Raw genomic sequence first — 24,757 nt, 5'->3', positions numbered from 1 at the left:
TTACTTGCGGGTCGTCTTGCGGGCAGGCTTCGCGGCCGGCTCGTCGTCCTCGTCTTCGTCCATCGGCTCGCTCGCTGTCGCGCCGCCGAACGGATTCTTTTGCTGGAGCTTCACGCGCACCGGCTTGTCGCCCCAGACTTCTTCGAGGTTGTAGTACTGGCGCAGCGCCGGTTGCAGAATGTGCACGACCGCGTCGCCACAATCGACCAGCACCCATTCGCCGATCTCTTCGCCTTCGGTGCTGATGACGTCGCCGCCCAGTTCCTTGACCTTCTCGCGCACGCTATTCGCGAGCGCCTTGGTCTGGCGGTTCGAGGTGCCGCTCGCGACGATCACGCGGTCGAAGAGGGCGGTGAGGTGCGTGGTGTTGAACACCTTGATGTCCTGCGCCTTGACGTCTTCGAGACCGTCGATGATCGCGCGTTGAAGTTTTTGAATTTCCATGTTTACCGGTGATACAGATGATGTTGAACAATATAGTCCCACACGGCGGCCGGGACCTGACTCTTGGCGTCGGTGCGGCCCGCCGCGTGGGCGCGAAGTGTTTCGCGAAGCTGCTCGCGGATGCCGGTCGCCGACACGTCGAGCAGCAGCGACTCGTCGATCAGCACATGCCCGTTGCGCGTCGAACGCAAAATTTCCGGCGACGCCCGGCGCTGCGCGATTTCCCCGGTGACGGCGGCTGGCACCGTCGAGAGGTCGAAGCCCGGACGCGTTTCCACGCAGACGTGCGCGAAATCGAAAAGGTGTTTCCAGTCGCGCCACGTATCGAGATGAACGAGCTGATCCGCGCCGATCAAGAGCGCAAGCGACGCGTCGCGTCCCTCGCGTTCACGCCAGCGCGCAAGCGTCTCGACCGTGTAGGTCGGGCCGTCGTGCTCGATTTCATCCGTGGCGACCTCGATCCGCACGCCGTCGATCTTGAGCGAGGCGGCCGCGGCGCGCGTCATCGCGAGCCGGTGTGCGGGCGCCGATACATCTTTTTTCTGCCATGGCTGACCGGCCGGCAGCAGCACCAGTTCGGTCAGCTGCAGAAGGCTCGCAAAACGCCGGGCGAGCGCGAGATGACCGTCGTGGATCGGGTCGAACGTGCCGCCGAGCAGGCCGACACGGCGCGTGCAAAGCTTGGCATTCGGCGAGCGGTCCGTCTCCGGAACTTGGGGGCGCGCCGTCATGCCCAGTCGCGCGCCACGAGGAAATCGGTGTAAAGACGCGCTTCCGGGCTGCCCGGTTCCGGCTGCCAGTCGTAGCGCCAGTTCACGACCGGCGGCATCGACATCAGGATGGATTCCGTGCGCCCGCCGCTTTGCAGTCCGAACAGCGTGCCGCGATCGAAAACGAGATTGAATTCCACGTAGCGGCCGCGCCGGTACGCCTGAAAGTCGCGTTCGACCTGCGTGTAAGGTGTGTCGCGCCGACGCTCGATAATCGGCAGATACGCGTCCAGAAAGCTGTCGCCCACGCTTTTCATCATCTCGAACGATTTTTCGAAGCCCGGCTCCGAGAAGTCGTCGAAGAAAATGCCGCCGATCCCGCGCGGTTCCTGCCGGTGCTTCAGATAAAAATAGTCGTCGCACCACTGCTTGAAGCGCGGATAGAGGCCGTCGCCGAACGGGCTCACGGCATCCCGGCACACGCGATGAAAATGCCGCGCGTCGTCCTCGTAGCCGTAATAGGGCGTCAGATCCATGCCGCCGCCGAACCAGAATAGCGGCGCTTCGCCGTCTTTCGTCGCGATCAGAAGGCGCACGTTCATGTGCACCGTCGGGCAATGCGGATTGCGCGGATGCATCACGAGCGACACGCCCATCGCCTCGAAACCACGGCCGGCGAGTTGCGGACGCGCGGCGCTCGCGGACGCCGGCAACGCGTCGCCCTGCACATCCGAAAAGCCGATCCCGCCGCGCTCGAAAAATTCGCCGCGTTCGAGAATGCGCGTGCAGCCGCCGCCGCGCAGGCGCTCGCCCGGTTCGCGCTGCCACGCGTCGGTCGCGAACGCGGTGCCGTCGAACGCGCCCAGCGTCTCGGCGATCCGCGTCTGCAGGCCGGTCAGGTAGGCGCGGACGGCGGCTACGTCGTAAGTCGTCTCGGTCATCGGTTGCTGCATTGCCGCATTGTGTCCCGGAGTGTGGGGCCGCATGCCGATTGGCATGAGCCTTTACCTTTAAAAACGCGCTGCCGGACGCGAAGGTCCGGCAGCGCGGGTCTTGCTGACGCGGTTCGGCGGTTTAGCCGTGCCGGTCCGTCTGCTTGCGGTTCACCGCGCGATACCCGATGTCGCGGCGGTACTGCATGCCGTCGAACGCGATCTGGTTCACTGTATCGTAGACCACGGATTGCGCGCCGCGAACCGAATCAGACAAACCGACCACGCACAGCACGCGACCGCCCGTTGTCGTGAGCTTGCCGTTTTCGAGCAATGTGGCCGCGTGGAACGTCACGGCGGTCTCGGTTTCCGGCGGAATTCCGTTGATCCGGTCGCCTTTTCGCGGCGTATCCGGGTAATTGTGCGCGGCGAGCACCACGCCGAGCGCCGTGCGGCGGTCCCATTCGAGCTCCGCGCCATCGAGCGTCCCGGCGATCGCGAGTTCCACGACCTTCGAGAAATCGCCCTTCAGGCGCGCCATGATCGGCTGCGTTTCGGGGTCGCCCATGCGGCAATTGAATTCGAGCGTCTTCGGATTGCCTTGCGCGTCGATCATCAGCCCCGCGTACAGGAAACCGGTATAGCGGATGCCTTCGCTTTCCATGCCGCGCACCGTCGGCTGGATGATTTCGCGCATCACGCGAGCGTGCAGTTGCGGCGTGACGATCGGCGCGGGCGAATACGCGCCCATGCCGCCGGTGTTCGGACCGCGATCGCCGTCGAAAAGACGCTTGTGGTCCTGGCTCGACGCCAGCGCGAGGATGTGCTTGCCGTCCACCATCACGATGAAGCTCGCTTCCTCGCCTTCCAGAAACTCCTCGATCACCACCCGCGCGCCCGCGTCGCCGAGTTTGTTGTCCGCGAGCATCGAATCGACGGCCGCATGCGCTTCTTCGAGCGTCGTCGCAACGACCACACCCTTGCCGGCCGCGAGCCCGTCCGCCTTGACGACGATCGGCGCGCCCTTCGAATCCAGATACGCGTGCGCGGCGGCGGCTTCGGTGAAGGTTTCGTACTCGGCGGTCGGAATCTGATGGCGTTTCATGAACGCCTTCGCGAAATCCTTCGAGCTTTCAAGCTGCGCGGCTTCTTTCGTCGGACCAAAGATCTTGAGGCCGCGCGAGCGGAACAAATTGACGATACCGGCCGCGAGCGGCGCTTCCGGACCGACGACGGTCAGCGCGACCTGCTCTTTCTCGCAGAAATCGGCGAGGGCGGCGGGGTCCGTGATGTCGACGTTTCGCAGACGCTCGTCCTGCGCCGTGCCGCCGTTGCCCGGCGCGACATAGACGATCTGGACGCGCGGCGACTGCGCGAGCTTCCATGCGAGCGCATGTTCGCGACCGCCGGAACCGACGACGAGTAACTTCATGTGAATCCCCGAGACTTTAAAAAAACGAGGCGGCGAGCCGTGCCGGAAACACGTCCGGCGCAGCAACCGCATAAATGGCAACTGCGCGGCGCGGAACGTCCGCACGCGAGCGGCGCAGTGGCGCCGGATGCGGGCTCGCGCCGGTCGCGGCTGCGTCACCCGTCCTTCGGCGTTTCATTCGTCCGGCGCGACGTGGGCTGCGGACCCCGAAGAGGCCGGTCGCCGCGCCTGGGTCAAGCTAGACATGCAGCAATCGCGCCAGATGCGAGGAGCGCAGCCCATTCGAACGCCCGCGCCCGTCCCGCCGTCACGATCGCGCCGCGCTCACGCCTCGGCGATCGCGGCGTTTGTATAGACTTCCTGCACGTCGTCGAGATTTTCCAGTGCGTCGAGCAGCTTTTGCATTTTGGCTGCGTCGTCGCCGGTGAATTCGACTTCCGTCTGCGGCTTCATCGTGACTTCGCCGACTTCCGCCTTGAAGCCCGCCGCGTCCAGCGCGTCCTTCACCTTCTGGAAATCGTTGGCGGGACAGATCACTTCGATGCTGCCGTCGTCGTTCGTCACCACGTCGTCCGCGCCGGCTTCGAGCGCGGCGTCCATCAGCGTGTCTTCCGGCGTGCCGGGCGCGAACAGGAACTGGCCGACGTGATCGAACATGAACGCGACCGAGCCGTCCGTGCCCATGTTGCCGCCGAACTTCGAGAACGCGTGACGCACTTCCGCAACGGTGCGGATGCGATTGTCCGTCATCGTATCGACGATGATCGCCGCGCCGCCGATGCCGTAGCCTTCGTAGCGGATTTCTTCGTAATTCGCGCCATCGACGCCGCCGGTGCCGCGCTGGATCGCGCGGTTGACGTTGTCCTTCGGCATGTTGGCGTCGTAAGCCTTGTCGACGGCGAGCCGCAGGCGCGGGTTCGTGTCGGCGTCGCCGCCGCCCATGCGGGCCGCGACCTGAATTTCCTTGATGAGCCGCGTCCAGACCTTGCCGCGCTTGGCGTCGGCCGCTGCCTTCTTATGCTTGATGTTGGCCCATTTCGAATGACCCGCCATACCTTTCTCCGTCGCACGCGAGCATCGTGGCCGCGCGCCTATGTGTCAGTGTTGCGCTGCCGCCCCGCGTGAGCGGCGAGGCGTTAAAGCGGGGTGTTGCGCGAGCGTGTATCGATCTTGCTCGCTCAGGCGCGTTGCTCTCGCTACGTTCGTCACGTCCGTCACGATCCGCGCCTGCGTGGGCAGCGCCGCCGCGCGCGTTCGCTTGCTCGCCGCGGCAAAATCAGCCTGCCTGCGCGGGACAGCCGCGCGGGGCAGTCATTCAGCGGAGACGAATTTTATCATGGCGGGCTCGCTCGGCAGCGTCGAAGTGGCGAAGCGCGCCGCTTGAAGCGGATTCCGGCCCGGAAATCCGCCGTGAACGGGGCGTTTGCCGCGATCTAGCCGCGGTCATGCCAGGCACGCGGCGTGTCCCAATCGCCTCGCGCTCGCAGGAAAACCACCGCCGTTGTCAGTTTTTCGTGCCGAACAACCGGTCGCCGGCATCGCCGAGACCCGGCACGATATAAGCATGGTCGTTCAGATGGGAATCGAGCGAGGCGACGTACAGTTTCACGTCCGGATGCGCGTCCGCGAACACCTTCACGCCTTCGGGCGCGGCCACCAGCGCCATGAAAATGATGTTTTCGCCCTGCACGTTGCGCCGCTTCATCACATCGACGGCATGCACGGCGGAGTAACCCGTCGCGACCATCGGATCGCACAGGATGAACACGCGCTCCTCCAGATCGGGCGGCAGGCGCACGAGATACTCGACCGGACGGTGATCTTCCGCGCGATACACGCCGATATGGCCGACCCGCGCCGACGGCACGAGATCGAGCAGGCCGTCGGACATGCCGATCCCCGCGCGCAGCACGGGCACGATCGCGAGCTTCTTGCCCGCGATCACCGGCGAGTCGATCTCGACGAGCGGCGTTTCCACGCGCTTGGTCGTGAGCGGCAGGTTGCGGGTAATTTCATAACCCATCAGCAAGGTGATCTCGCGCAGCAGTTCGCGAAACGTCCGCGTGGACGTGTCCTTGTCGCGCATGTGCGTGAGCTTGTGCTGGATCAGCGGGTGATCGAGGATGAAAAGATTGGGAAAACGGCTGTCCAGTTTCATGGCGGTTCGCTCGAGCGGCTTCTAGGTTGATTCGGGTGTCGGGACGGGATTGCGGCGGCACGGCGGCAGGTTCCGTCGGAGCTGGCGTGTCCGCTGGGTTCGGGCGGTTTCTCCGCTAGTTCTCCGCAGGCTTTCTTCAATCACGCAATCCCGCCAGTTTACCGAAATTGACCTCTTGCACGAGCGAATTTGCGGGGTGTTGGCGGGCAGGATCGGCGAGCGCCTTGCGGCCATGCGCGTTCGCCGCGCGCGGCGTTTCGATCCGGCGCGAACGTCCGTGCCCCGATTCTTCTAGAATTGCGCGGTGGAATGTCGGATACGACGCAGCAACGCAACCAGCATCACGAACATAACCGGAGAAACGACGATGGACATGGGAATCGCGGGGCGCACGGCGCTCGTCTGTGCGGCGAGCAAGGGTCTGGGACGCGGCTGCGCTGAAGCGCTCGCGGCCGAGGGCGTGAATCTCGTCATCACGGCGCGCACGGCGGAAACGCTCGAAGCGACGGCCGCGGCGATCCGCGCGCAGTTCGGGGTCGAGGTAAAAACGGTCGCGGGCGACATCACGACGCCGGAAGGCCGCGCCGCGGCGCTCGCGGCCTGTCCCGCGCCGGACATTCTCGTGAACAACGCGGGCGGCCCGCCGCCGGGCGATTTCCGCCAGTTTTCGCGCGACGACTGGATCAAGGCGCTCGACGGCAACATGCTCACGCCGATCGAACTGATCAAGGCGACGGTGGACGGCATGATCGGACGCGGCTTCGGGCGGATCGTGAATATCACGAGTTCGGCGGTGAAGGCGCCGATCGACGTGCTCGCGCTGTCGAACGGCGCGCGCTCGGGCTTGACGGGATTCGTCGCCGGGTTGTCGCGCAAGGTCGCGGCGACCGGCGTGACGATCAACAATCTGCTGCCCGGCGCATTCGATACCGACCGGCTCGGCAGCACGCTCCTCGCGCAGGCGAAGGACCAGAACATCTCGCTCGAAGAAGCGCGTTCGCGCCGGGCGAAAACGCTTCCGGCGGGCCGCTTCGGCACTTCGGAGGAATTCGGCCGAGCTTGCGCGTATCTGTGCAGCGCGCATGCGGGCTATATCACCGGGCAGAATCTGCTGATCGACGGCGGCGCTTATCCTGGTACGTTCTGAGCGCCGCCTACGGGCGCGACATACGCCATAAAACATAACCACAACGCAGGAGAGCAATCCATGAGCACACGCGTCGCGCTGATCGCGCACGACATGAAAAAGGACGACATCGTCGCGCTGGCGGGCGAATACGTCGATGCGCTCAGGCGATGCCGGCTTCTTGCCACCGGCACGACCGGCGGGCGGATCGCGGCGGCGCACGGGCTGGAGATCGAGCGCAAGCTTTCGGGTCCGCACGGCGGCGATTTGCAGATCGGCGCGGAACTCGCGGAAGGGCGCGTCGATGTCGTGATTTTCCTGCGCGACCCGATGACGCCGCAGCCGCACGAGCCGGACATCAACGCGCTCGTGCGCGCCTGCGACGTCCACAACGTGCCGTGCGCGACCAACATCGCGACCGCGCGAATGATCCTCGATGAACTGCGGCTGCGTCTCGCGCGCGCCGTTTGAACCTGAACCGGAGACACCGATGACCAAAGCGATTCGATTCGACAAGCCAGGCGGCCCCGACGTGATGAAGTGGGTGGACGTTGCCGTGGGCGAGCCCGCGCGCGGCGAGATTCGCGTGAAGCACCACGCGGTCGGCCTGAATTTCATCGACGTGTATTTCCGCACCGGCCTCTATCCGATGCCGCTGCCGGGCGGTCTTGGCATGGAAGCGGCGGGCGTGGTGACGGCGGTGGGCGAGGGCGTGACGGATTTCAAGGTGGGCGAGCGCGTTGCTTACGCCGCGCGGCCGCCGGGCGCGTATGCGCAGGAGCGCGTGATGTCGGCGGAATACGTGGTGCGTCTGCCGGATGCGATCGGCTTCGAGGACGCCGCGTCGATCATGCTGCAAGGGCTGACCGCGCAGTATCTGCTGCGCCGGACGTATCGCGTGAAGGCGGGCGATACCGTGCTGATCCATGCGGCGGCGGGCGGTGTCGGCATGCTGGCGTGCCAGTGGGCGAAGGCGCTTGGCGCGACGGTGATCGGCACGGTCGGCTCGGACGAGAAGGCGGAACTAGCGAAGGCGCACGGCTGCGATTTCCCGATCGTCTATACGCGCGACAACTTCACGAAGCGCGTGCGCGAGATCACGAATGGCGCGGGCGTGCCGGTCGTCTACGATTCGATCGGGAAGGATACGTACACGGCCTCGCTCGATTGCCTCGCGCCGCTCGGGCTTTTCGTGAGCTTCGGCAATTCGTCGGGACCGTTGCCGCCGATCGATTCGTCGGAGTTTGCCGGACGTGGGTCGTTGTTCTTTACGCGGCCGACGTTGTTCAGCTATATCGCCAAGCGGGGCGATCTCGATGCGATGGCGGCGGATTTGTTCGATGTCGTGGTGACGGGGCAGGTGAAGACGAATGTGCGGCAACGTTATTCGCTTGAGGAGGCGGGGCGCGCGCATGAGGATCTCGAGGCGCGGCGCACGACTGGATCGACCGTGTTTTTGGTCTAGCGGACCGGGGCGGTTTTTGCTGAATTACACGTGGCGGGTTCTGCTGGCGCCCTTGCTTTTGTTTGCTTGCGCTTCTTGGGAACTTGCACAAAGGAGGTTTGCTGGCGCCCTTGCTTTTGTTTGCTTGCGCTTCTTGTGAACTTGCTTTCGTGTAGGTTTATTAGCACGCCGCTGTGCGCGGCAGCAGTCACTTTCTTTGCTGCTGCAAAGAAAGTAACCAAAGAAAGCAGCTAGTCCGTCTAAGTGTCCACCACGAACGGTTTCCGGGAGTGGTGCGCAAGCTGATTCGGCCATCGCACCACACCACAGAGTGGAGCCGCTCATTCATCCCGGCAGGCACGAAGTGCCTGCCGGAACGGCATAACCAACAAACCGAACAAACCAAACCAAACCAAACCAAACCAAACCGCTGGTTGTTAGATATGCCCCGCGTCCGCGCGCAGCGAGGATGGATCTGACAGGAGCTGTGCCAATTCGAACAACTGCGAGTTATCCGAATCAGCCTGCGTGCCAATCTGCAAGGTTATTCGAGGTGGACGCTTAGGCGGATAAGCTGCTTTCTTTGGTTACTTTCTTTGCAGCAGCAAAGAAAGTGACTGCTGCCGCGCATAGCGGCGTGCTTATAAACCTACACGAAAGCAAGTTCCCAAGAAGCGCAAGCAAACAGAATCAAAAGCGCAAACAAAATCAAAAGCGCTAGCAAAACAAACGTGTCCGCTTTGGCCAAGGGCATCGCTACTAGACGCTTGAGGGATCAGGTTCCCTAGAAGCGCCCGGGTAACCAAACCAAACCAAACCAAACACCAAACACCAAGCGCCAGCGACCACCCCCCTCCGCGTTTACGCAATCTTTACACCCCAACAATCACCTTTAACCCGTCCTTTACGCCGCAAGGCCTACTGTTCCATCCATCCAAAGTGCCATCAATGGGGAACAAAAAATGGATGTGGTGTATATCGGCGGGCTGGCGATTTTCGCCGCGCTGACCGTGGCGCTGATCGCCGGATGCGAGCGCTTGTCGCAGATCCGGCAAGTAACGGCACACGGCGTTCAGCCGGCCGCCGTCATTAAAAATCCGACGGCGCAGCGCGTCGAAGGAGAACGGCCATGAACTGGATGCTGTGGCTCTCAACGGCGGCCTGCGCGCTGCTCTTCGCGTATCTCGTCTATGCGTTGCTGCGCGCGGAGAATATCGAATGAATGCGAGCAATCTCATGCAGACGGGACTCTTCCTCGTCGTTCTGCTCGCGGCGGCCGTGCCGGTCGCGGGTTTTCTCACGCGCGTGATGGACGGGTCGTCGCGGGTCGTGCGCGTGCTCGGGCCGCTCGAACGCGCGCTGTATCGCGTGGCGGGCGTCGATCCGCAAAAGGAGATGAGCTGGAAAGGCTACGCGCTCGCGGTCGTTGCATTCAATGTGCTCGGCCTCGCGTTTCTTTACGCGATTTTGCGCCTTCAGCAATGGCTGCCGGGCAACCCGCAACAGTTCGGTCCGATGACGCCCGACGCCGCCTTCAACACGGCGGTGAGCTTCGTGAGCAACACCAACTGGCAGGACTACTCCGGCGAACAAACGCTGAGTTACGTCACGCAGATGCTCGGCCTCACGGTGCAGAACTTCCTCTCGGCGGCAACCGGCATCGTGGTCGTGATCGCGCTCGTGCGCGGCTTCGCGCGGCATAGCGCAAAGACCATCGGCAATTTCTGGGTCGATATCACGCGCGTCACGCTCTGCGTCCTCGTGCCGATGTCGATGCTGATCGCAACCGTTTTCATGAGCCAGGGCGTGATCCAGAACTTCAAGGCGTTCGAGGACGTGCCGACGCTGCAGGCAAGCAGCTACGCCGCGCCGAAACTCGACGCCGCCGGTCAGCCGGTGAAGGACGCGAAAGGCAACGCGGTGATCGTCGATACACCCGTCACGAAGCAGACGCTCGCGATGGGTCCGGTGGCGTCGCAGGAAGCGATCAAGATGCTCGGCACCAATGGCGGCGGTTTCTTCAACGGCAACTCGGCGCATCCGTTCGAGAACCCGACGCCTTTCACGAACTTCGTGCAGATCTTCTCGATCCTCATCATTCCGGCGGCGCTGTGCCTCGTGTTCGGCCGGATGATCGGCGATAAGCGTCAGGGCATCGCCGTGCTCGCAGTGATGACGATCGCGTTCGCGGCCGCGACCTTCGGCGAGATCGGCGCGGAGCAGGGGGGCACGCCCATATTCGCCGCGCTTCACGTCGATCAGAACGCAAGCGCGCTGCAGGCGGGCGGCAACATGGAAGGCAAGGAGACGCGCTTCGGTATCGCGCAGTCCGGCATCTTCACGGTAGCGACGACTGCGGCGTCGTGCGGCGCGGTCGATGCGATGCATGACTCGCTCACGCCGCTCGGCGGCCTGATCCCGATGCTCCTGATGCAGCTCGGCGAAGTGATCTTCGGCGGTGTCGGTTCGGGCCTGTACGGCATGCTCGTGTTCGCGCTTCTGGCCGTGTTCGTCGCGGGTCTGATGATCGGGCGCACGCCGGAATACGTCGGCAAGAAGATCGAATCGTTCGAGATGAAGATGGTGTCGATCGTCGTGCTGCTGACGCCGCTTTTAGTGCTCGTGGGCGCGTCGATCGCCGTGCTCACCGACGCGGGCCGCGCGGGCATTCTGAACCCGGGCGCGCACGGTTTCTCGGAGATTCTCTACGCGTTCAGTTCCGCCGCGAACAACAACGGCAGCGCGTTCGCGGGCCTGACGGTATCGACGCCGTTCTACAACACGTTCACCGCTATCGCGATGTGGTTCGGCCGCTTCGCGACCATCGTGCCGGTGCTCGCGATCGCGGGCTCGCTCGCGGCGAAGAAACGGATCGCCGTGACGGGCGGCACCTTGCCGACGCACGGACCGCTCTTCGTCGTGCTGCTGCTCGGCACGGTCTTGCTGGTCGGCGCGCTGACCTATGTCCCGGCGCTCGCGCTCGGACCGGCCGTCGAACATCTGATGATGGTCGCGGGTCATTGAGAAACTCGGGGAAAACATGGCTGAATCAACCGTAACTCGTTCGATGTTCGACCCGGCGCTGCTGCGCCCGGCGATCGTCGATTCCTTCAAGAAGCTCACGCCGCGCACGCAGTTCCGCAATCCGGTGATGTCTGCGTGTATGTCGGCAGTCTGCTCACCACCGTGCTGTGGATCGCGGCGCTCGCCGGTCAGGCCGAGGCGCCGGCCGGCTTCATTCTCGCGGTCGCGTTGTGGCTGTGGTTCACGGTGCTGTTCGCGAATTTCGCGGAAGCGCTCGCGGAAGGGCGCTCGAAAGCGCAGGCCGCGTCGCTGCGTCAGGCGAAGCGCGACGTGATGGCGAAGAAGCTCAACGAGCCGCATCCGAAGTCGCCGATCCGCATCACCACCGCGACGGATCTGCGTCGCGGCGATGTCGTGCTGGTCGAAACCGGCGACGTGATTCCGGCGGACGGCGAAGTGATCGAGGGCGTGGCGTCCGTCGATGAATCCGCGATCACTGGCGAATCCGCGCCGGTCATCCGCGAGTCGGGCGGCGATTTTTCGTCGGTGACGGGCGGCACGCGCGCGCTGTCGGACTGGATCGTCGTGAAGGTGACGGCGAATCCCGGCGAGGCGTTTCTCGACCGGATGATCGCGATGGTCGAAGGCGCGAAGCGGCAAAAGACGCCGAACGAGATCGCGCTGACCATTCTGCTGGTGGCGCTGACCATCGTGCTCCTGCTCGCGACCGCGACGCTGCGCCCGTTCTCGATGTTCTCCGTCGATGCCGCGCACGCGCTCGGCATGCCGGGCAGCGTGGTCACGATCACGGCGCTCGTCGCGCTGCTCGTCTGCCTGATCCCGACGACGATCGGCGGCCTGCTTTCCGCCATCGGCGTCGCGGGCATGAGCCGCATGATGCTCGCGAACGTGATCGCGACTTCAGGCCGCGCGGTGGAAGCGGCGGGCGACGTGGACGTGCTGCTGCTCGACAAGACCGGCACGATCACGCTCGGCAATCGTCAGGCGTCGGAATTTTTCCCCGCGCCGGGCGTATCGCAGGAAACGCTCGCGGACGCCGCGCAGCTTTCGTCGCTCGCCGACGAAACGCCGGAGGGCCGCAGCATCGTCGTGCTGGCGAAGACGCGCTTCAATATCCGTCAGCGCGACATGGCCGCTTTGCGCGCGACCTTCCTCGCGTTCAGCGCGCATTCGCGGATGAGCGGCGTCGATATGCCGGGCCGCGAGATCCGCAAGGGCGCGTCCGATGCAATCGAGAAATACGTGGAAGCGCACGATGGCGTTTTCGCGGATGACGTCGCGAACGCCGTCGCGGATGTCGCGCGGCGCGGCAGCACGCCGCTCGTGGTGGCCGAGAAGCTGGACGCCGGCGCGCGCGTGCTTGGCGTGATCGAACTGAAGGACGTGGTGAAGGGCGGGATTCGCGAACGCTTCGCCGAGTTGCGCAAGATGGGCATCAAGACCGTGATGGTGACCGGCGACAACCGGCTCACCGCAGCGGCCATCGCGGCGGAAGCGGGCGTGGACGACTATCTGGCCGAGGCGACGCCCGAAACCAAGCTCGCGACGATCCGCGCGCATCAGGCGGAAGGCCGGCTCGTCGCGATGACCGGCGACGGCACGAACGACGCGCCCGCGCTCGCGCAGGCCGACGTCGCGGTGGCGATGAACACCGGCACGCAGGCCGCGAAGGAGGCGGGCAACATGGTCGATCTCGATTCGAATCCGACCAAGCTGATCGAGATCGTCGAGATCGGCAAGCAGATGCTGATGACGCGCGGCTCGCTCACGACCTTCTCCATCGCCAACGACGTCGCCAAGTATTTCGCGATCATCCCCGCCGCGTTCGCCACGACTTATCCCGCGCTCAACACGCTGAACGTGATGCATCTGGCGACGCCCGCGTCGGCCATCATGTCGGCCGTGATTTTCAACGCGCTGATTATCGTGCTGCTGATTCCGCTCGCGCTCAAGGGCGTGAAATATCGGCCGCTCGGCGCAGCGGTCCTGCTGCGGCGCAATCTTCTGATCTACGGTCTGGGCGGGCTGATCGTGCCGTTCGTCGGCATCAAGCTGATCGACATGGTGCTGGCCGCGTTCGGCTGGATCTAAACAACATCGAGGAAAGACCATGAATTCGCTCATTCGCCCGCTTCTCGTGATCTTCGCGTCGCTGACCGTCGTGACCGGACTCGCGTATCCCGCCGCCATGACGGCGGTCGGGCAGGTCGCGTTCAGCGACGCGTCGAACGGCAGCATCCTGACCGACGAGCACGGCAAGCCGGCCGGATCGCGCCTGATCGGCCAGCAGTTCGACGCGCCGAAATACATCTGGGGCCGGCTCTCGGCCACCTCGCCGATGCCGTATAACGGGCAAGGGTCGAGCGGCTCGAATCTCGGGCCGACGAATCCCGCGCTCGCCGATGCGGTGAAGGCGCGCATCGCCGCGTTGCAGGCAGCGGGAACGGACACGCGCGAGCCGGTGCCGGTCGATCTCGTGACTGCATCGGCGAGCGGCCTCGACCCGGAAATCAGCCCGGCCGCCGCGCTTTATCAGGCGGCGCGCGTCGCGAACGCGCGCAAGATTCCGCGGGCGACCGTCGAGGCGCTGATCGACCGCTACACGAGCGGCCGGCAGTTCGGCATACTGGGCGAGCCGCGCGTCAACGTGTTGCAGTTGAACCTCGCACTCGACGCGGCGCAACCGCGAACGTGATGCGTAGCCGCCCCGACTTGCCTCAAATCAGCCGATGAGCCGACCCGATCCCGACCAACTGCTCGACCGCCTTCAACGCGATGAAGAAAAGCGCCAGCGTGGCCGGCTGAAGATTTTCTTCGGCGCGTCGGCGGGTGTCGGCAAGACCTACGCGATGCTGCTTGCCGCGCGACGTCGGCGCGAGGCGGGCGACGACGTGCTCGTGGGCGTCGTGGAAACACATGGGCGCAGCGAGACCGCTGAACTGCTCGACGGTCTCGATATCCTGCCGCCGATGCAGATCGCGTACCGGCAGCGCGAGCTTGCCGAGTTCGATCTCGACGGCGCGCTCGCGCGTCATCCGCAGCTCGTGCTGGTGGACGAACTCGCGCATTCGAACGTGCCCGGCGCGCGTCATTTGAAGCGCTGGCAGGACGTGCACGAACTGCTCGACGCGGGTATCGACGTGTACACGACGGTGAATGTGCAGCATCTCGAAAGCCTCAACGACGTGGTCGGGCAGATCACCGGCATCCGCGTGTTCGAGACGGTGCCGGACCGCGTGCTCGATCAGGCCGACGAGGTGACGCTGGTCGATCTTCCCGCCGAGGAACTGCTGGAGCGCCTGAAGCACGGCAAGGTGTACATGCCGCAGCAAGCCGAGCGCGCGGTGCGCAATTTTTTCCGCAAGGGCAATCTAATCGCGCTGCGCGAACTGGCGCTGCGGCGCACGGCGGATCGCGTGGATGCGCAGATGCGTGAGTATCGCGCGGACCGGTCGATCGAACGGATTTGGCAGGCGCGCGACCGGCTGATGGTCTGCATCGGGCCGGGACACGACGCGCCCGCGCTCGCGCGCGCCGCCGCGCGGCTCGCGGCGGCGTTGCGCTCGGACTGGATCGCCGTGTATGTCGAAACGCCGCGGCTGCAAAAGCGCCCCGATGCGCGGCGCGAAAACACTTTGCAGGCGCTCAGGCTCGCGTCCGAACTCGGCGCGGAAACCGTCACGCTCGCGGGCGCCGATGCCATCGCGACGTTGATCGGTTATGCGCAGGCGCGCAATGTGTCGATGCTCGTCGCGGGCGCGCCGGGGCGTGCTTCTTCGAGACTCAGGCGCGTGCTTCGGCGTCCGTTCGCGGAACGGCTTGCCGAACGCACCGGCGACCTCGATCTCACGCTGATCCGCGCGCGCGACGACGCGCGGCGAAGCGGTGTCGAATCGACCGATCGCGGCGCGCGCGCGTGGCGCGACGCGCTCATGGCCGCGCGCGAGCAGCGTTCGCCGCCGCGCGCGTATGGCTACGCGGTCGGGATCTGCGCGACGATCACGCTCGTCGCGAGCCAGGTGCGCGACCGGCTCGATCTCGCCAATCTCGTCATGCTGTACCTGCTCGGCGTGATCTTCGCGGCGGTGCGGCTCGGACGCGGGCCGGGCGTGCTGCTGTCGTTCCTGAGCGTCGCCGCGTTCGACTTTTTCTTCGTGCCGCCGCGCATGTCGCTCTCGGTGTCCGACACGCAGTACGTGCTGACCTTCGCGGGCATGCTGCTGACGTCGCTCGTCATCAGCCATCTGACGTCGAGCTTGCGGCGCGAAGCGCAGGTCGCGGACAAGCGCGAACGCCGCACGGGTGCGATGTATGCGATGTCGGGCGAACTGGGCGCGGCGCTGACCACCGAGCAGATCGTCGGGATCGGCATGCGGCATGTGAGCGAGGTGTTTCGCGCGAAGGTCGCGATGCTGCTGCCCGATAGCGCCGACAAGGTGCGCCAGAAACTCGATCCCGCCGATACCGGCATGACGCCTTTGCTGCTCGAAGCCGACTCGCTCGATCTCGATGTCGGGCAGTGGGTGTACGACCAGCAGAAGCCGGCCGGGCGTGGCACCGACACGTTGCCCGCCGCAGCCGCGCTTTATCTGCCGCTGAAAGCGCCGATGCGTACGCGCGGCGTGCTGGCCGTGCTCGCGCGCGAGGCGGGCGAACTCGCCGTGCCCGAGCAAAAGCGGATGCTCGATGCCTTCGCCGCGCAGATCGCGCTGGCGCTCGAACGCGTGCATTACGTCGATATCGCCCGCGATGCGCTCGTCAACATGGAGTCGGAGCGCTTGCGCAATTCGCTGCTGTCCGCGATCTCGCACGATTTGCGCACGCCGCTGACCGCGATTGTCGGATTTGCTTCGATGCTGGCCGAGGCGGGCGGCGACACGCATGCCCCGGCGAACGCCGAGTTGATCGAGGCGATTCACGACGAATCGCTGCGCATGACGAGCATCGTCACGAATCTGCTCGATATGGCGCGGCTGCAGGCGGGCGGCTTGCGGCTCAATCTGCAATGGTCGCTGCTCGAAGAAACCGTGGGCGCGGCGTTGCGCGCGTGTCGCCGCGTGCTGGGCGCGCGGCGCGCCGAGGTCCGGCTGCCGGCCGATTTACCGCTTCTGCGGCTGGACGCCGTGCTGATGGAGCGGCTATTTTCCAATCTGCTGGAGAACGCCGCGAAATACACGCCGGCGGATGCGCGTCTGTCGATCGATGCCGAGCGGATCACAGCGGACGGCAATCCGTTCGTGCGCGTGAATATCGACGATACCGGCCCGGGTCTTCCCGCTGGCCAAGAGCCGCGCGTGTTCGAGAAGTTCATGCGCGGCGAGAAGGAGTCGGCGAAGCCCGGGATCGGGCTGGGACTGTCGATTTGCCGGGCGATCGTCGAGGCGCACGGCGGTACAATCGGCGCGGCTAATCGCGTGGGTGCGGCGGGGCGGATCGAAGGCGCGCGCTTCTGGTTCACGCTGCCGGTCGAGGCCGCGCCCTCGGTGCCCGAACTGCCGGGCGAAGGCGATTTCGACGCCGCGCCCACCGATACTTAAACGCACCACGCGTGGTCCACCCGAGCTTATGAGCGAACCGACTGTCACCGTTGTGCTGATCGAGGATGAGAAGCAGATTCGCCGCTTCGTGCGCGTCTCGCTCGAAGCCGAGGGTATTACCGTTCACGAAGCGGCGACGGGCAAAGAGGGGCTGATCGAGGCGGCGACGCGCAAGCCCGATCTCGTGATCGTAGATCTTGGCTTACCCGATACCGATGGGCTCGACGTGATTCGCGAATTGCGCGGATGGACCGAGTTGCCGGTGATCGTGTTGTCGGCGCGCACGCAGGAGGCGGAGAAGGTGGCCGCGCTCGATGCCGGCGCCGACGATTATCTGTAAGCGCGCGATTTCCCACACCTAGCTTGCGTTGTTGAGAAGGCTCACGATTGCGTCCGCAACCTCACTTTGCGGACGCAATCCATGACAGAAGATGACCTCAGCTTTTTGCCCCTACGCGTGACGCGTGTTGGTGTCGGCGGCAAGCGAAGCTTCGATCCGACGGACAAACGACGACTCGTCGAAGCCTGTCTGCGGCCAGGCGCTTCGCTATCGGGCCTCGCCCTGAAGGCAGGCGTTAATGCCAACCAGTTGCATAAATGGGTTCAGGCGAGTAATCGCGCCCGGCCCCCGATCGGGCACAACGAGCCGGTCGCACCGTCAGCGTTTGTTCCGGTCGTAGCGATCGACGAGCCGACAGCGGTCATGGCGTCCGCGCCCGCGTCGCACCACGCCACCAGAGCAGAATCATCCCGCGTTTCGCCACGCTCAACACGACTGGCACGGCTGTCTGCCCATCTGCCCAATGGCGTGAAGCTTGAGCTCGAATGTTCAGCAGAGGACGTGGCAATCGTTAATGCGATGGTCGTCGCATTGGGAGCGCGCTGATGTTTCGGTTCGAAGCCGACCTGGCGGTCTTCCTGCATCGCGAACCGATCGACTTCAGGGCCGGCATCAATAGCCTCGTGACGCTCGTCGAGCAGTCCATGCAGCTCGATCCGTTTGCACGCGCCGTGTTCGCCTTCCACAACCGCAAACGCGACCGGGTCAAACTGCTGTTCTACGATCGCAACGGTTTCTGGATGATGTTGAGGCGCCTCGAAGAAGACCACTTCGTCTGGCCAAGCCGGCAGCAAACCGTAGTCAAGCTGACGAGCGAGCAGTTGCACTGGCTCCTGGAGGGCATCGACATTGATGCTGTGCGCCGCCACCCGGTACGGTCGTATCATCACGCCAGTTGAGCATTGCGCGTCACCTGTCAGCGTCAGCCGGCCTGTTACAAATTCCCGTAAACCCATCGCGCGCGACACTTCGTTATCGTGGAAGCATGAACGAGGACGACTTCTCCCGATTGCCGCCAGCCGCCCAGGCCTATATCCGTGAACTCGAGACACGCAATCGGCAGCTGGGCGAACGGATCACGCAGCTCGAAGAGCAGTTCCGCCTCGCGCAAAGCAAGCGATTCGCCCCAAGCAGCGAGAAGCTCAAGGATCGCGTCTTCGACGAGGCCGAACAGGTCGTCGGCTCCGAACCCGACGACATGGACGCCGGCGCCACTGACGACGCGTTTGTGCTCCCCGACACGGGCCTGCCGGATCCGCCGGCACCCACGAGAAGCAAACCGGGACGTAAGCCTTTACCGGCGCACCTGCCACGCCAACGCATCGAATACGATCTGCCCGAGAGCGCGAAGGTATGCCCGTGCTGCGCGCACGCGCTGCACCGCATGGGCGAAGAGCTCAGCGAACAGTTGCACATCGAAGTCAAGGCGTCGGTGCTTCAGCACGTGCGCTTCAAGTATGCATGCCGCCACTGCGAGCGCCACGCCGAGCGCACGCCGGTCATCACCGCACCGATGCCGGCCCAGCCGTTGCCGGGCAGCAATGCCAGTGCGGCGATGATCGCCACGGTCACCGCGGGCAAATACGTTGACGGAACACCGTTGTACCGGATGGCCCATGCGCTGGCGCGCGCGGACATCGAAGTCGGACGCGCTACGCTGGCGAACTGGATCATCCGGCCTGCTGAGTTGCATTACAGCCGTCTGTACGAGGCGCTGCGCAAGACACTGCTGTCGCAACAGCTGATTCACGGCGACGAGACCACGGTACAGGTGCTCAAGGAGCCGGGCAAAGCCGCTCAGAGCACCTCGTATATGTGGGTGTACCGTAGCGCTGAAGACTGCTCTGAACCCGTCGTGCTGTTCGACTACCAGCCAGGGCGCGCTCAGCAATATCCCCAGGCGTTCCTCGCGGGCTACAAGGGCCTGCTGATGACCGATGGATACGCCGCCTGGCGCACGCTCGAAGGTCCGATGCACTTTGGTTGCCTGGCCCACGCCCGGCGTGCCTTCGTGGATGCCCTCAAGGGCATGAAGAAACCAGGCGGGCGGGCCGCACATGCACTGGAATACTTCAAGGCGCTCTACCAGGTCGAAACACTCGCAAAGGGGGATCTGCCCGAAAGCGAGACGCGCGTCGATTACACCTTCCGGCTGCGCCAGCTACACAGCGTGCCGCTGCTCGAATCCTTCAAGAAATGGCTTGACGAACTGGCACCGCAGATCCTTCCTGAGAGCCTGCTGGGCAAGGCGATCTCCTATACACGCAATCAGTGGACGTACCTGAGCCGCTACGTGAACGATGGGCGCGCCCCAATCGATAACAACGTGATCGAGCGTGACATCAGGCCATTCTGCACCGGCAGATCCTCATGGATGTTCAGTGACACGGTTGCTGGCGCGAAGGCCAGCGCCATGATCTACAGCTTGATTCTCACGTGCCGAGCGTGCAACGTCGAACCTTATGCGTATCTCGTACGGGTACTCAGCGAATTGCCGCAACGAGCATTAGACGCCGATGTTACCGACCTGCTGCCGTTTAACTTCTCGAAGCATACGCCTTGACCGCTTAACAACGCTTGATCCAACCACCGTATTGACGCGACTGTTGCCACGCGGTCACGTTGGTCCCGTGTGCCAGATCGAGCGCTTACGATTATCTGACCAAGCCGTTCGGCGTTTCGGAGTTGATGGCGCGGATTCGCGCGCATTTGCGGCGGCGCAATCTGGCGGCGGCGAGCGAATCGCCGGTGGTCAGGTTCGGCGCGGTGACCGTCGATCTCGCGCGGCGGCTGGTGACGCGCGATGAGGCGCCGGTGCATTTGACGCCGATCGAGTATCGGCTATTGGCGACGCTGGTGCGGCACGCGGGGCGCGTGTTGACGCATCGGCAATTGCTCAAGGAGGTGTGGGGGCCCTCGCATGTCGAGAGCCATCATTACTTGCGTATTTATATGGCGCACCTTAGGCAGAAGCTCGAACGCGATCCCGCGCAGCCGGAGTTTATTGTTACTGAGACGGGGGTGGGGTATCGGTTAATCGAGGGGTGATGGCGCTGGCGCTGGCGCTGGCGCTGGCGCTTGGGGTGGGCTGTTTACGCCGTTTGATTTTGATGCGCTTCTTGGGAACTTGCTTTCGTGTCGGTTTATTAGCACGCCGCTATGCGCGGCAGCAGTCACTTTCTTTGGCTAGCTGCAAAGAAAGTAACCAAAGAAAGCAGCTTATCCGCCTAAGTGTCCACCTCGAATAACCGCGCGGATAGGCTCGCAGGCTGACTCGGTTGGCGCGCAGTTATTCGTTTTGGCACAGCACCTGTCAGTTCCATCCTCGCTGCGCTAGGACGATGGGCATAACTCGCTTATGCAACACGTTTTCTGAGAACCTGTATTCGTGTAGGTTTATTAGCACGCCGCTATGCGCGGCAGCAGTCACTTTCTTTGCTGCTGCAAAGAAAGTAACCAAAGAAAGCAGCTTATCCGCCTAAGTGTCCACCTCGAATAACCGCGCGGATAGGCTCGCAAGCTGACTCGGTTGGCGCGCAATTGTTCGGGTTGGCACAGCACCTATCAGTTCCATCCTCGCTGTGCTCGGACGACGGGCATATCTCAGGGACCGCCGGTTTTTCCGGGAACTTGCTTTCGTGTCGGTTTATTAGCACGCCCCTGTGCGGGGCAGCAGTCACTTTCTTTGCTGCTGCAAAGAAAGTAACCAAAGAAAGCAGCTTATCCGCCTAAGTGTCCACCTCGAATAACCGCGCGGATAGGCGCGCAAGCTGACTCGGCTAACTCGCAATTGTTCAAGTTGGCACAGCACCTATCAGTTCCATCCTCGCTGTGCTCGGACGACGGGCATGTTCAGAAAACCAGTGGGTTGGTCTCGGTCTTTGGGTTTTGCCGTGCCTGGCCACTTTCGGAAAAGCGGCGGCCGGGTCTCGGCCTGGTTTCTTGGTTTCTTGGTTTATGCCGTTCCGGCAGGCATTTATGCCTGTCGGGATGGATGAGCGGCTCCACTCTGTTTTGTGGTGCGATTGCCGAATCAGCTTGCGCACCACTCCGGGATACGGTTCGTGGTGGACACTTAGACGGACTAGCTGCTTTCTTTGGTTACTTTCTTTGCAGCAGCAAAGAAAGTGACTGCTGCCGCGCATAGCGGCGTGCTAATAAACCTACACGAGAGCAAGTTCCCAAGAAGCGCGGGCGAACAAAAGCGGAAGCGCAGCAAACCAACTCCCGTGGAAGTTCTCAGACAGCACCGGCGCATCAGACGGCGTAAACAACAACCAACTAAACCCAACCCAACCCCACCTCAAGCGCGAGCGCCCAGACCCCTCCGCTGCGCAGCCCAAATCCTGACCCGGTCCATATAAAGATAAACCACCGGCGTGGTGTACAGCGTGAGCATCTGACTGACGATCAACCCCCCAACGATGGCAATCCCCAGCGGCGCGCGCATCTCCGATCCCTCGCCAGTCCCGAACGCCAGCGGCAACGCGCCCAAAAGTGCGGCGGCAGTCGTCATCATGATCGGCCGGAAGCGCAGCAGGCAAGCCTGCTCGATCGCTTCACGCGAACTCCGCGCGCCGGCGCGTTGTGCCTCGATCGCGAAGTCGACCATCATGATCGCGTTCTTCTTGACAATGCCGATCAGCAAAATCACCGCGATCAACGCAATGATGCTGAACTCGGTCCTGAACAAAAGCAGCGCGAGCAACGCGCCGACCCCCGCCGACGGCAACGTCGAAAGAATCGTGATCGGATGGATATAACTCTCGTACAGAATGCCGAGCACGATATAAACCGCCGCCAGCGCGGCAAGAATCAAGAGCGGCTGGTCGTTCATCGAACTCTGGAACGCCTGCGCCGTGCCCTGAAAACTGCCGTGTATCGTGGCCGGCATGCCGATGTTCGCCATCGTCTCGTAAATCGCCGCCGTCGCCTCGGACAACGAACGCCCCGGCGGCAAATTGAACGAAATGGTCGATGCGACGAACTGGCTCTGGTGATTCACCGAAAGCGGCGTGTTGCCCGGCCCGAACTTGGCGATCGCCGCGAGCGGGATCATCGTCTCCTTCGAGGTGGACACCGCCGACCCCGACGACGACCCCGACTTGCCGCTCGCCGCGATCGAGTTCGTTGCCGAGTTGCGCACGGAGGCGAGCGACAGCGCCGTGTTCGCATCGACCGTGCTGCCCGCGCTGGTCACGGCCGTCGCGGTCGCGACCGACGTGGTGGTCGAATTGGTGGAGGCCGCGCCGCTCGCTGTGCCGCCCGACGTGCTGACATAAAGCTGCTTCAGCATTTCCGGGTCCTGCCAGTATTTCGGCGCAAGCTCCATCACGACGTGGTATTGCGACAGCGCGTTGTAAATGGTCGAAACCTGCCGCTGGCCGAACGCGTCGTAGAGCGTATTGTCGATTTGCGCGGGCTTGATGTTAAAGCGCGCGGCGGTCGCGCGGTCGAAGGTGACCATGGCTTCGAGTCCGCCTTGCTGCTGGTCCGAGTTGACGTCGGTGAGCTCGGGGCGCGCCTGCAACGCCTCGGTCAGTTTCGGTCCCCATGCGTAGAGGTCGGACGTGGTGTCGGAGAGCAGCGTGAACTGATATTGCGCGTTCGATTGCCGGCCCCCCACGCGAATGTCCTGCACGGCCTGCAGGAACGTGCGCGCCCCGGCGACATCGCCGAGCGGCGCGCGCAGACGCTGGATCACGGCATCGGCCGTCACCTTGCGCTCGCTTTTCGGCTTGAGCGAGATGAACATGAAGCCCGAATTGGTCTGCCGTCCGCCCGTGAAACCGGCGACGCTTTCCACCGCCGGGTCGGCGCGGACGATACGCATCATCTCCGAGAATTTGCCCTTCATCGCCTGGAACGACGTGCTCTGGTCGGCCTGAATGCCGCCGACGATCCGCCCCGTGTCCTGCTGCGGGAAAAAGCCCTTCGGCACGATGATGTACAGATACACGTTCAGCCCGACGGTTGCGATCAGCACGACCAGGATCAGCCGCGGATGCGCCAGCGCCCAGCCGAGTGTGCGCGCGTAGCCGCGCTGCATCCGGTCGAATTGGCGCTCCAGCCAGCGCGAGAAACGGCCGGGCGCCTTCTGCTCGTGCGGCTCTTGCAGGAGGCGCGAGCACATCATCGGCGTGACGGTCAGCGAGACGATCAGCGACACGCCGATCGCGAGCGACAGCGTGAGCGCGAACTCGCGGAACAGCCGCCCGACGATCCCGCCCATCAGCAAAATGGGCAGGAACACGGCGACGAGCGAAATGCTGATCGAGAGCACGGTGAAGCCGACTTCGCGCGCGCCGAGGATGGCTGCCTTCATGCGCGGCACGCCGTTTTCGATGTGGCGCGAGATGTTTTCGAGCACCACGATCGCATCGTCCACGACGAACCCGGTAGCGATGGTGAGCGCCATCAGCGAGAGGTTGTCGAGCGAGAAGCCGAGCAGGTACATCGCGGCGAACGTGCCGATGATCGAGATCGGCACGGCCACGCTCGGGATGAGCGTCGCGCGCCAGTTGCGCAGAAACAGGAACACGACCATGACCACCAGCGCCACGGCAATCAGCAGCGTGAATTCGGTGTCGTGCAGCGACGCCCGGATCGTGGTCGAGCGGTCCGACGTGGGCGTGATCTGGACATCGGCGGGGAGGGCGGCCTGAAGTTGCGGGAGCATGGCCTTCACGCGGTCGATGGTGTCGATGATGTTCGCGCCCGGCTGCCGGTAGAGAATCACGAGCACGCCGCGCTTGCCGTCGATCAACCCGAGGTTGCGCAGGTCTTCCACCGAATCCACCACTTCGCCCACGTCGCTCAGCTTCACCGCCGAGCCGTTGCGATACGCGACCACGAGATCGCGATACTGGTCGGCCTTGCTCGCCTGGTCGTTCGTATAAAGCTGGAGACGGTTGCCCTTGAATTCGATCGCGCCCTTCGGACTGTTCGCGTTCGCGGACGCGAGCGCCGCGCGCACGTCCTCCAGCCCGATGCCGTAATGCGACAGCGCGCCCGGTTCGAGTTCGACGCGCACGGCCGGATTCGCCGAACCGCTCACATCGACTTCGCCCACGCCCGGCACGGTGGAGAGCGTCTGCTGCAAGACGGTCGCGGCGGAGTCGTAAAGCTGGCCGGCGGGGCGGGTGGGCGAGGAGAGCGCGAGGATCAGGATCGGCGCATCGGCCGGATTGACCTTGTGATAAGTCGGATTGCTTCTGAGCGACGTGGGCAGGTCGGCGCGCGCCGCGTTGATCGCGGCCTGCACGTCGCGGGCCGCGCCGTCGATATCGCGGTTCAGGCCGAATTGCAGCGTGATCCGAACCGAGCCGACCGAGCTCATCGACGTCATTTCGCTCACGTCCGCGATCGATCCGAGGTGGCGTTCGAGCGGGCTCGCCACACTCGTCGCGACGGTTTCCGGGCTCGCGCCGGGCAAGGTCGCCTGCACGGAAATGGTCGGGAAATCCACTTGCGGCAACGGCGCGACCGGCAGTTTCGCGAAGGCGAAGAGACCCGCGAGCGCGACGCCGACGGCGAGCAGCGTCGTCGCGACCGGCCGGGCGATGAAAGGGCTCGATAAGTTCATGCGC

The 24,757-nt window shown here is 63.9% G+C and carries 19 protein-coding genes and 3 pseudogenes; 15 read left to right on the top strand and 7 right to left on the bottom strand.

Features of this window, described 5'->3' with window-relative positions; all coding sequences use genetic code 11:
- The 6 genes from rsfS to upp form a co-directional block, all read right to left on the bottom strand.
- A complete protein-coding gene (rsfS, locus tag AC3D25_RS10590; protein ID WP_488888357.1) occupies positions 1-444 on the bottom strand; it encodes a ribosome silencing factor in 444 nt (147 codons plus the stop codon).
- Between the two features lie 2 nt (positions 445-446).
- Entirely contained in the window at positions 447-1,175 is a 729-nt protein-coding gene (locus tag AC3D25_RS10585; protein ID WP_488888356.1) for a nicotinate-nucleotide adenylyltransferase, read from the bottom strand.
- A complete protein-coding gene (gene hemF / locus AC3D25_RS10580; protein ID WP_488888355.1) occupies positions 1,172-2,095 on the bottom strand; it encodes an oxygen-dependent coproporphyrinogen oxidase in 924 nt (307 codons plus the stop codon). Before hemF ends, AC3D25_RS10585 begins: the two co-directional genes overlap by 4 nt.
- A gap of 133 nt (positions 2,096-2,228) precedes the next feature.
- Positions 2,229-3,518, bottom strand: a complete 1,290-nt coding sequence (gene purD / locus AC3D25_RS10575) for a phosphoribosylamine--glycine ligase (RefSeq protein ID WP_488888354.1) — start codon at positions 3,516-3,518, stop codon at positions 2,229-2,231.
- Positions 3,519-3,842: 324 nt separating this feature from the next.
- On the bottom strand, positions 3,843-4,571 hold the full coding sequence (locus AC3D25_RS10570; RefSeq protein ID WP_488888353.1) for a YebC/PmpR family DNA-binding transcriptional regulator: 729 nt from the start codon (positions 4,569-4,571) through the stop codon (positions 3,843-3,845).
- A 451-nt stretch (positions 4,572-5,022) separates the two neighbouring features.
- Positions 5,023-5,676 carry a uracil phosphoribosyltransferase gene (gene upp / locus AC3D25_RS10565; RefSeq protein ID WP_488888352.1) on the bottom strand — a complete coding sequence of 218 codons (654 nt, stop codon included), beginning with the start codon at positions 5,674-5,676 and terminating at the stop codon, positions 5,023-5,025.
- Positions 5,677-6,043: 367 nt separating this feature from the next.
- Here upp and AC3D25_RS10560 point away from each other — a divergent pair, with 367 nt between their 5' ends.
- The 15 genes and pseudogenes from AC3D25_RS10560 (at position 6,044) to AC3D25_RS10490 (ending at position 20,416) form a co-directional block, all read left to right on the top strand.
- The gene (locus AC3D25_RS10560) at positions 6,044-6,823 is read left to right on the top strand and encodes an SDR family oxidoreductase (protein ID WP_488888351.1); all 780 of its coding nucleotides are present in this window, start codon (positions 6,044-6,046) and stop codon (positions 6,821-6,823) included.
- A gap of 60 nt (positions 6,824-6,883) precedes the next feature.
- Positions 6,884-7,273, top strand: coding sequence for a methylglyoxal synthase (locus AC3D25_RS10555; RefSeq protein WP_488888350.1), 390 nt, complete (start codon positions 6,884-6,886; stop codon positions 7,271-7,273).
- A 19-nt stretch (positions 7,274-7,292) separates the two neighbouring features.
- Entirely contained in the window at positions 7,293-8,267 is a 975-nt protein-coding gene (locus AC3D25_RS10550; RefSeq protein WP_488888349.1) for a quinone oxidoreductase family protein, read from the top strand.
- Positions 8,268-9,208: 941 nt separating this feature from the next.
- A complete protein-coding gene (locus AC3D25_RS10545; protein WP_488888348.1) occupies positions 9,209-9,379 on the top strand; it encodes a hypothetical protein in 171 nt (56 codons plus the stop codon).
- The gene (kdpF, locus tag AC3D25_RS10540) at positions 9,376-9,468 is read left to right on the top strand and encodes a K(+)-transporting ATPase subunit F (protein ID WP_488888347.1); all 93 of its coding nucleotides are present in this window, start codon (positions 9,376-9,378) and stop codon (positions 9,466-9,468) included. The genes AC3D25_RS10545 and kdpF overlap by 4 nt, the downstream gene beginning before the upstream one ends.
- The gene (kdpA, locus tag AC3D25_RS10535; RefSeq protein ID WP_488888346.1) at positions 9,465-11,270 is read left to right on the top strand and encodes a potassium-transporting ATPase subunit KdpA; all 1,806 of its coding nucleotides are present in this window, start codon (positions 9,465-9,467) and stop codon (positions 11,268-11,270) included. Before kdpF ends, kdpA begins: the two co-directional genes overlap by 4 nt.
- Before the next feature lie 16 nt (positions 11,271-11,286).
- Positions 11,287-13,382 (top strand): annotated as a pseudogene (gene kdpB / locus AC3D25_RS10530) (potassium-transporting ATPase subunit KdpB).
- 19 nt (positions 13,383-13,401) lie between these two features.
- Positions 13,402-13,986 (top strand): potassium-transporting ATPase subunit KdpC, encoded by a 585-nt coding sequence (gene kdpC / locus AC3D25_RS10525; protein WP_488888345.1) that lies wholly within the window; start codon positions 13,402-13,404, stop codon positions 13,984-13,986.
- A 34-nt stretch (positions 13,987-14,020) separates the two neighbouring features.
- Positions 14,021-16,828: a DUF4118 domain-containing protein gene (locus tag AC3D25_RS10520; protein WP_488888344.1), complete on the top strand. Its 2,808-nt coding sequence runs from the start codon at positions 14,021-14,023 to the stop codon at positions 16,826-16,828.
- Positions 16,829-16,856: 28 nt separating this feature from the next.
- A pseudogene (locus tag AC3D25_RS10515) lies at positions 16,857-17,165 on the top strand (response regulator); the annotation flags it as partial.
- Positions 17,166-17,249: 84 nt separating this feature from the next.
- The gene (gene tnpA / locus AC3D25_RS10510) at positions 17,250-17,714 is read left to right on the top strand and encodes an IS66-like element accessory protein TnpA (RefSeq protein ID WP_309787805.1); all 465 of its coding nucleotides are present in this window, start codon (positions 17,250-17,252) and stop codon (positions 17,712-17,714) included.
- Entirely contained in the window at positions 17,714-18,067 is a 354-nt protein-coding gene (tnpB, locus tag AC3D25_RS10505) for an IS66 family insertion sequence element accessory protein TnpB (protein ID WP_309787806.1), read from the top strand. Before tnpA ends, tnpB begins: the two co-directional genes overlap by 1 nt.
- A gap of 86 nt (positions 18,068-18,153) precedes the next feature.
- Entirely contained in the window at positions 18,154-19,731 is a 1,578-nt protein-coding gene (gene tnpC / locus AC3D25_RS10500; RefSeq protein WP_488888343.1) for an IS66 family transposase, read from the top strand.
- Between the two features lie 83 nt (positions 19,732-19,814).
- Positions 19,815-20,216: pseudogene (locus AC3D25_RS10495) on the top strand (winged helix-turn-helix domain-containing protein); the annotation flags it as partial.
- Positions 20,216-20,416, top strand: coding sequence for a hypothetical protein (locus tag AC3D25_RS10490; protein WP_488888342.1), 201 nt, complete (start codon positions 20,216-20,218; stop codon positions 20,414-20,416). The pseudogene AC3D25_RS10495 and the gene AC3D25_RS10490, both read left to right, overlap by 1 nt.
- A 1,055-nt stretch (positions 20,417-21,471) precedes the next feature.
- Here the strand turns inward: AC3D25_RS10490 and AC3D25_RS10485 are convergent.
- Positions 21,472-24,753, bottom strand: a complete 3,282-nt coding sequence (locus AC3D25_RS10485) for an efflux RND transporter permease subunit (RefSeq protein ID WP_488888341.1) — start codon at positions 24,751-24,753, stop codon at positions 21,472-21,474.
- Between the last annotated feature and the right edge of the window lie 4 nt (positions 24,754-24,757).

The organism is Caballeronia sp. SL1002, assembly GCF_057814995.1.
This window is presented reverse-complemented; position numbering and strand designations above follow the sequence as displayed.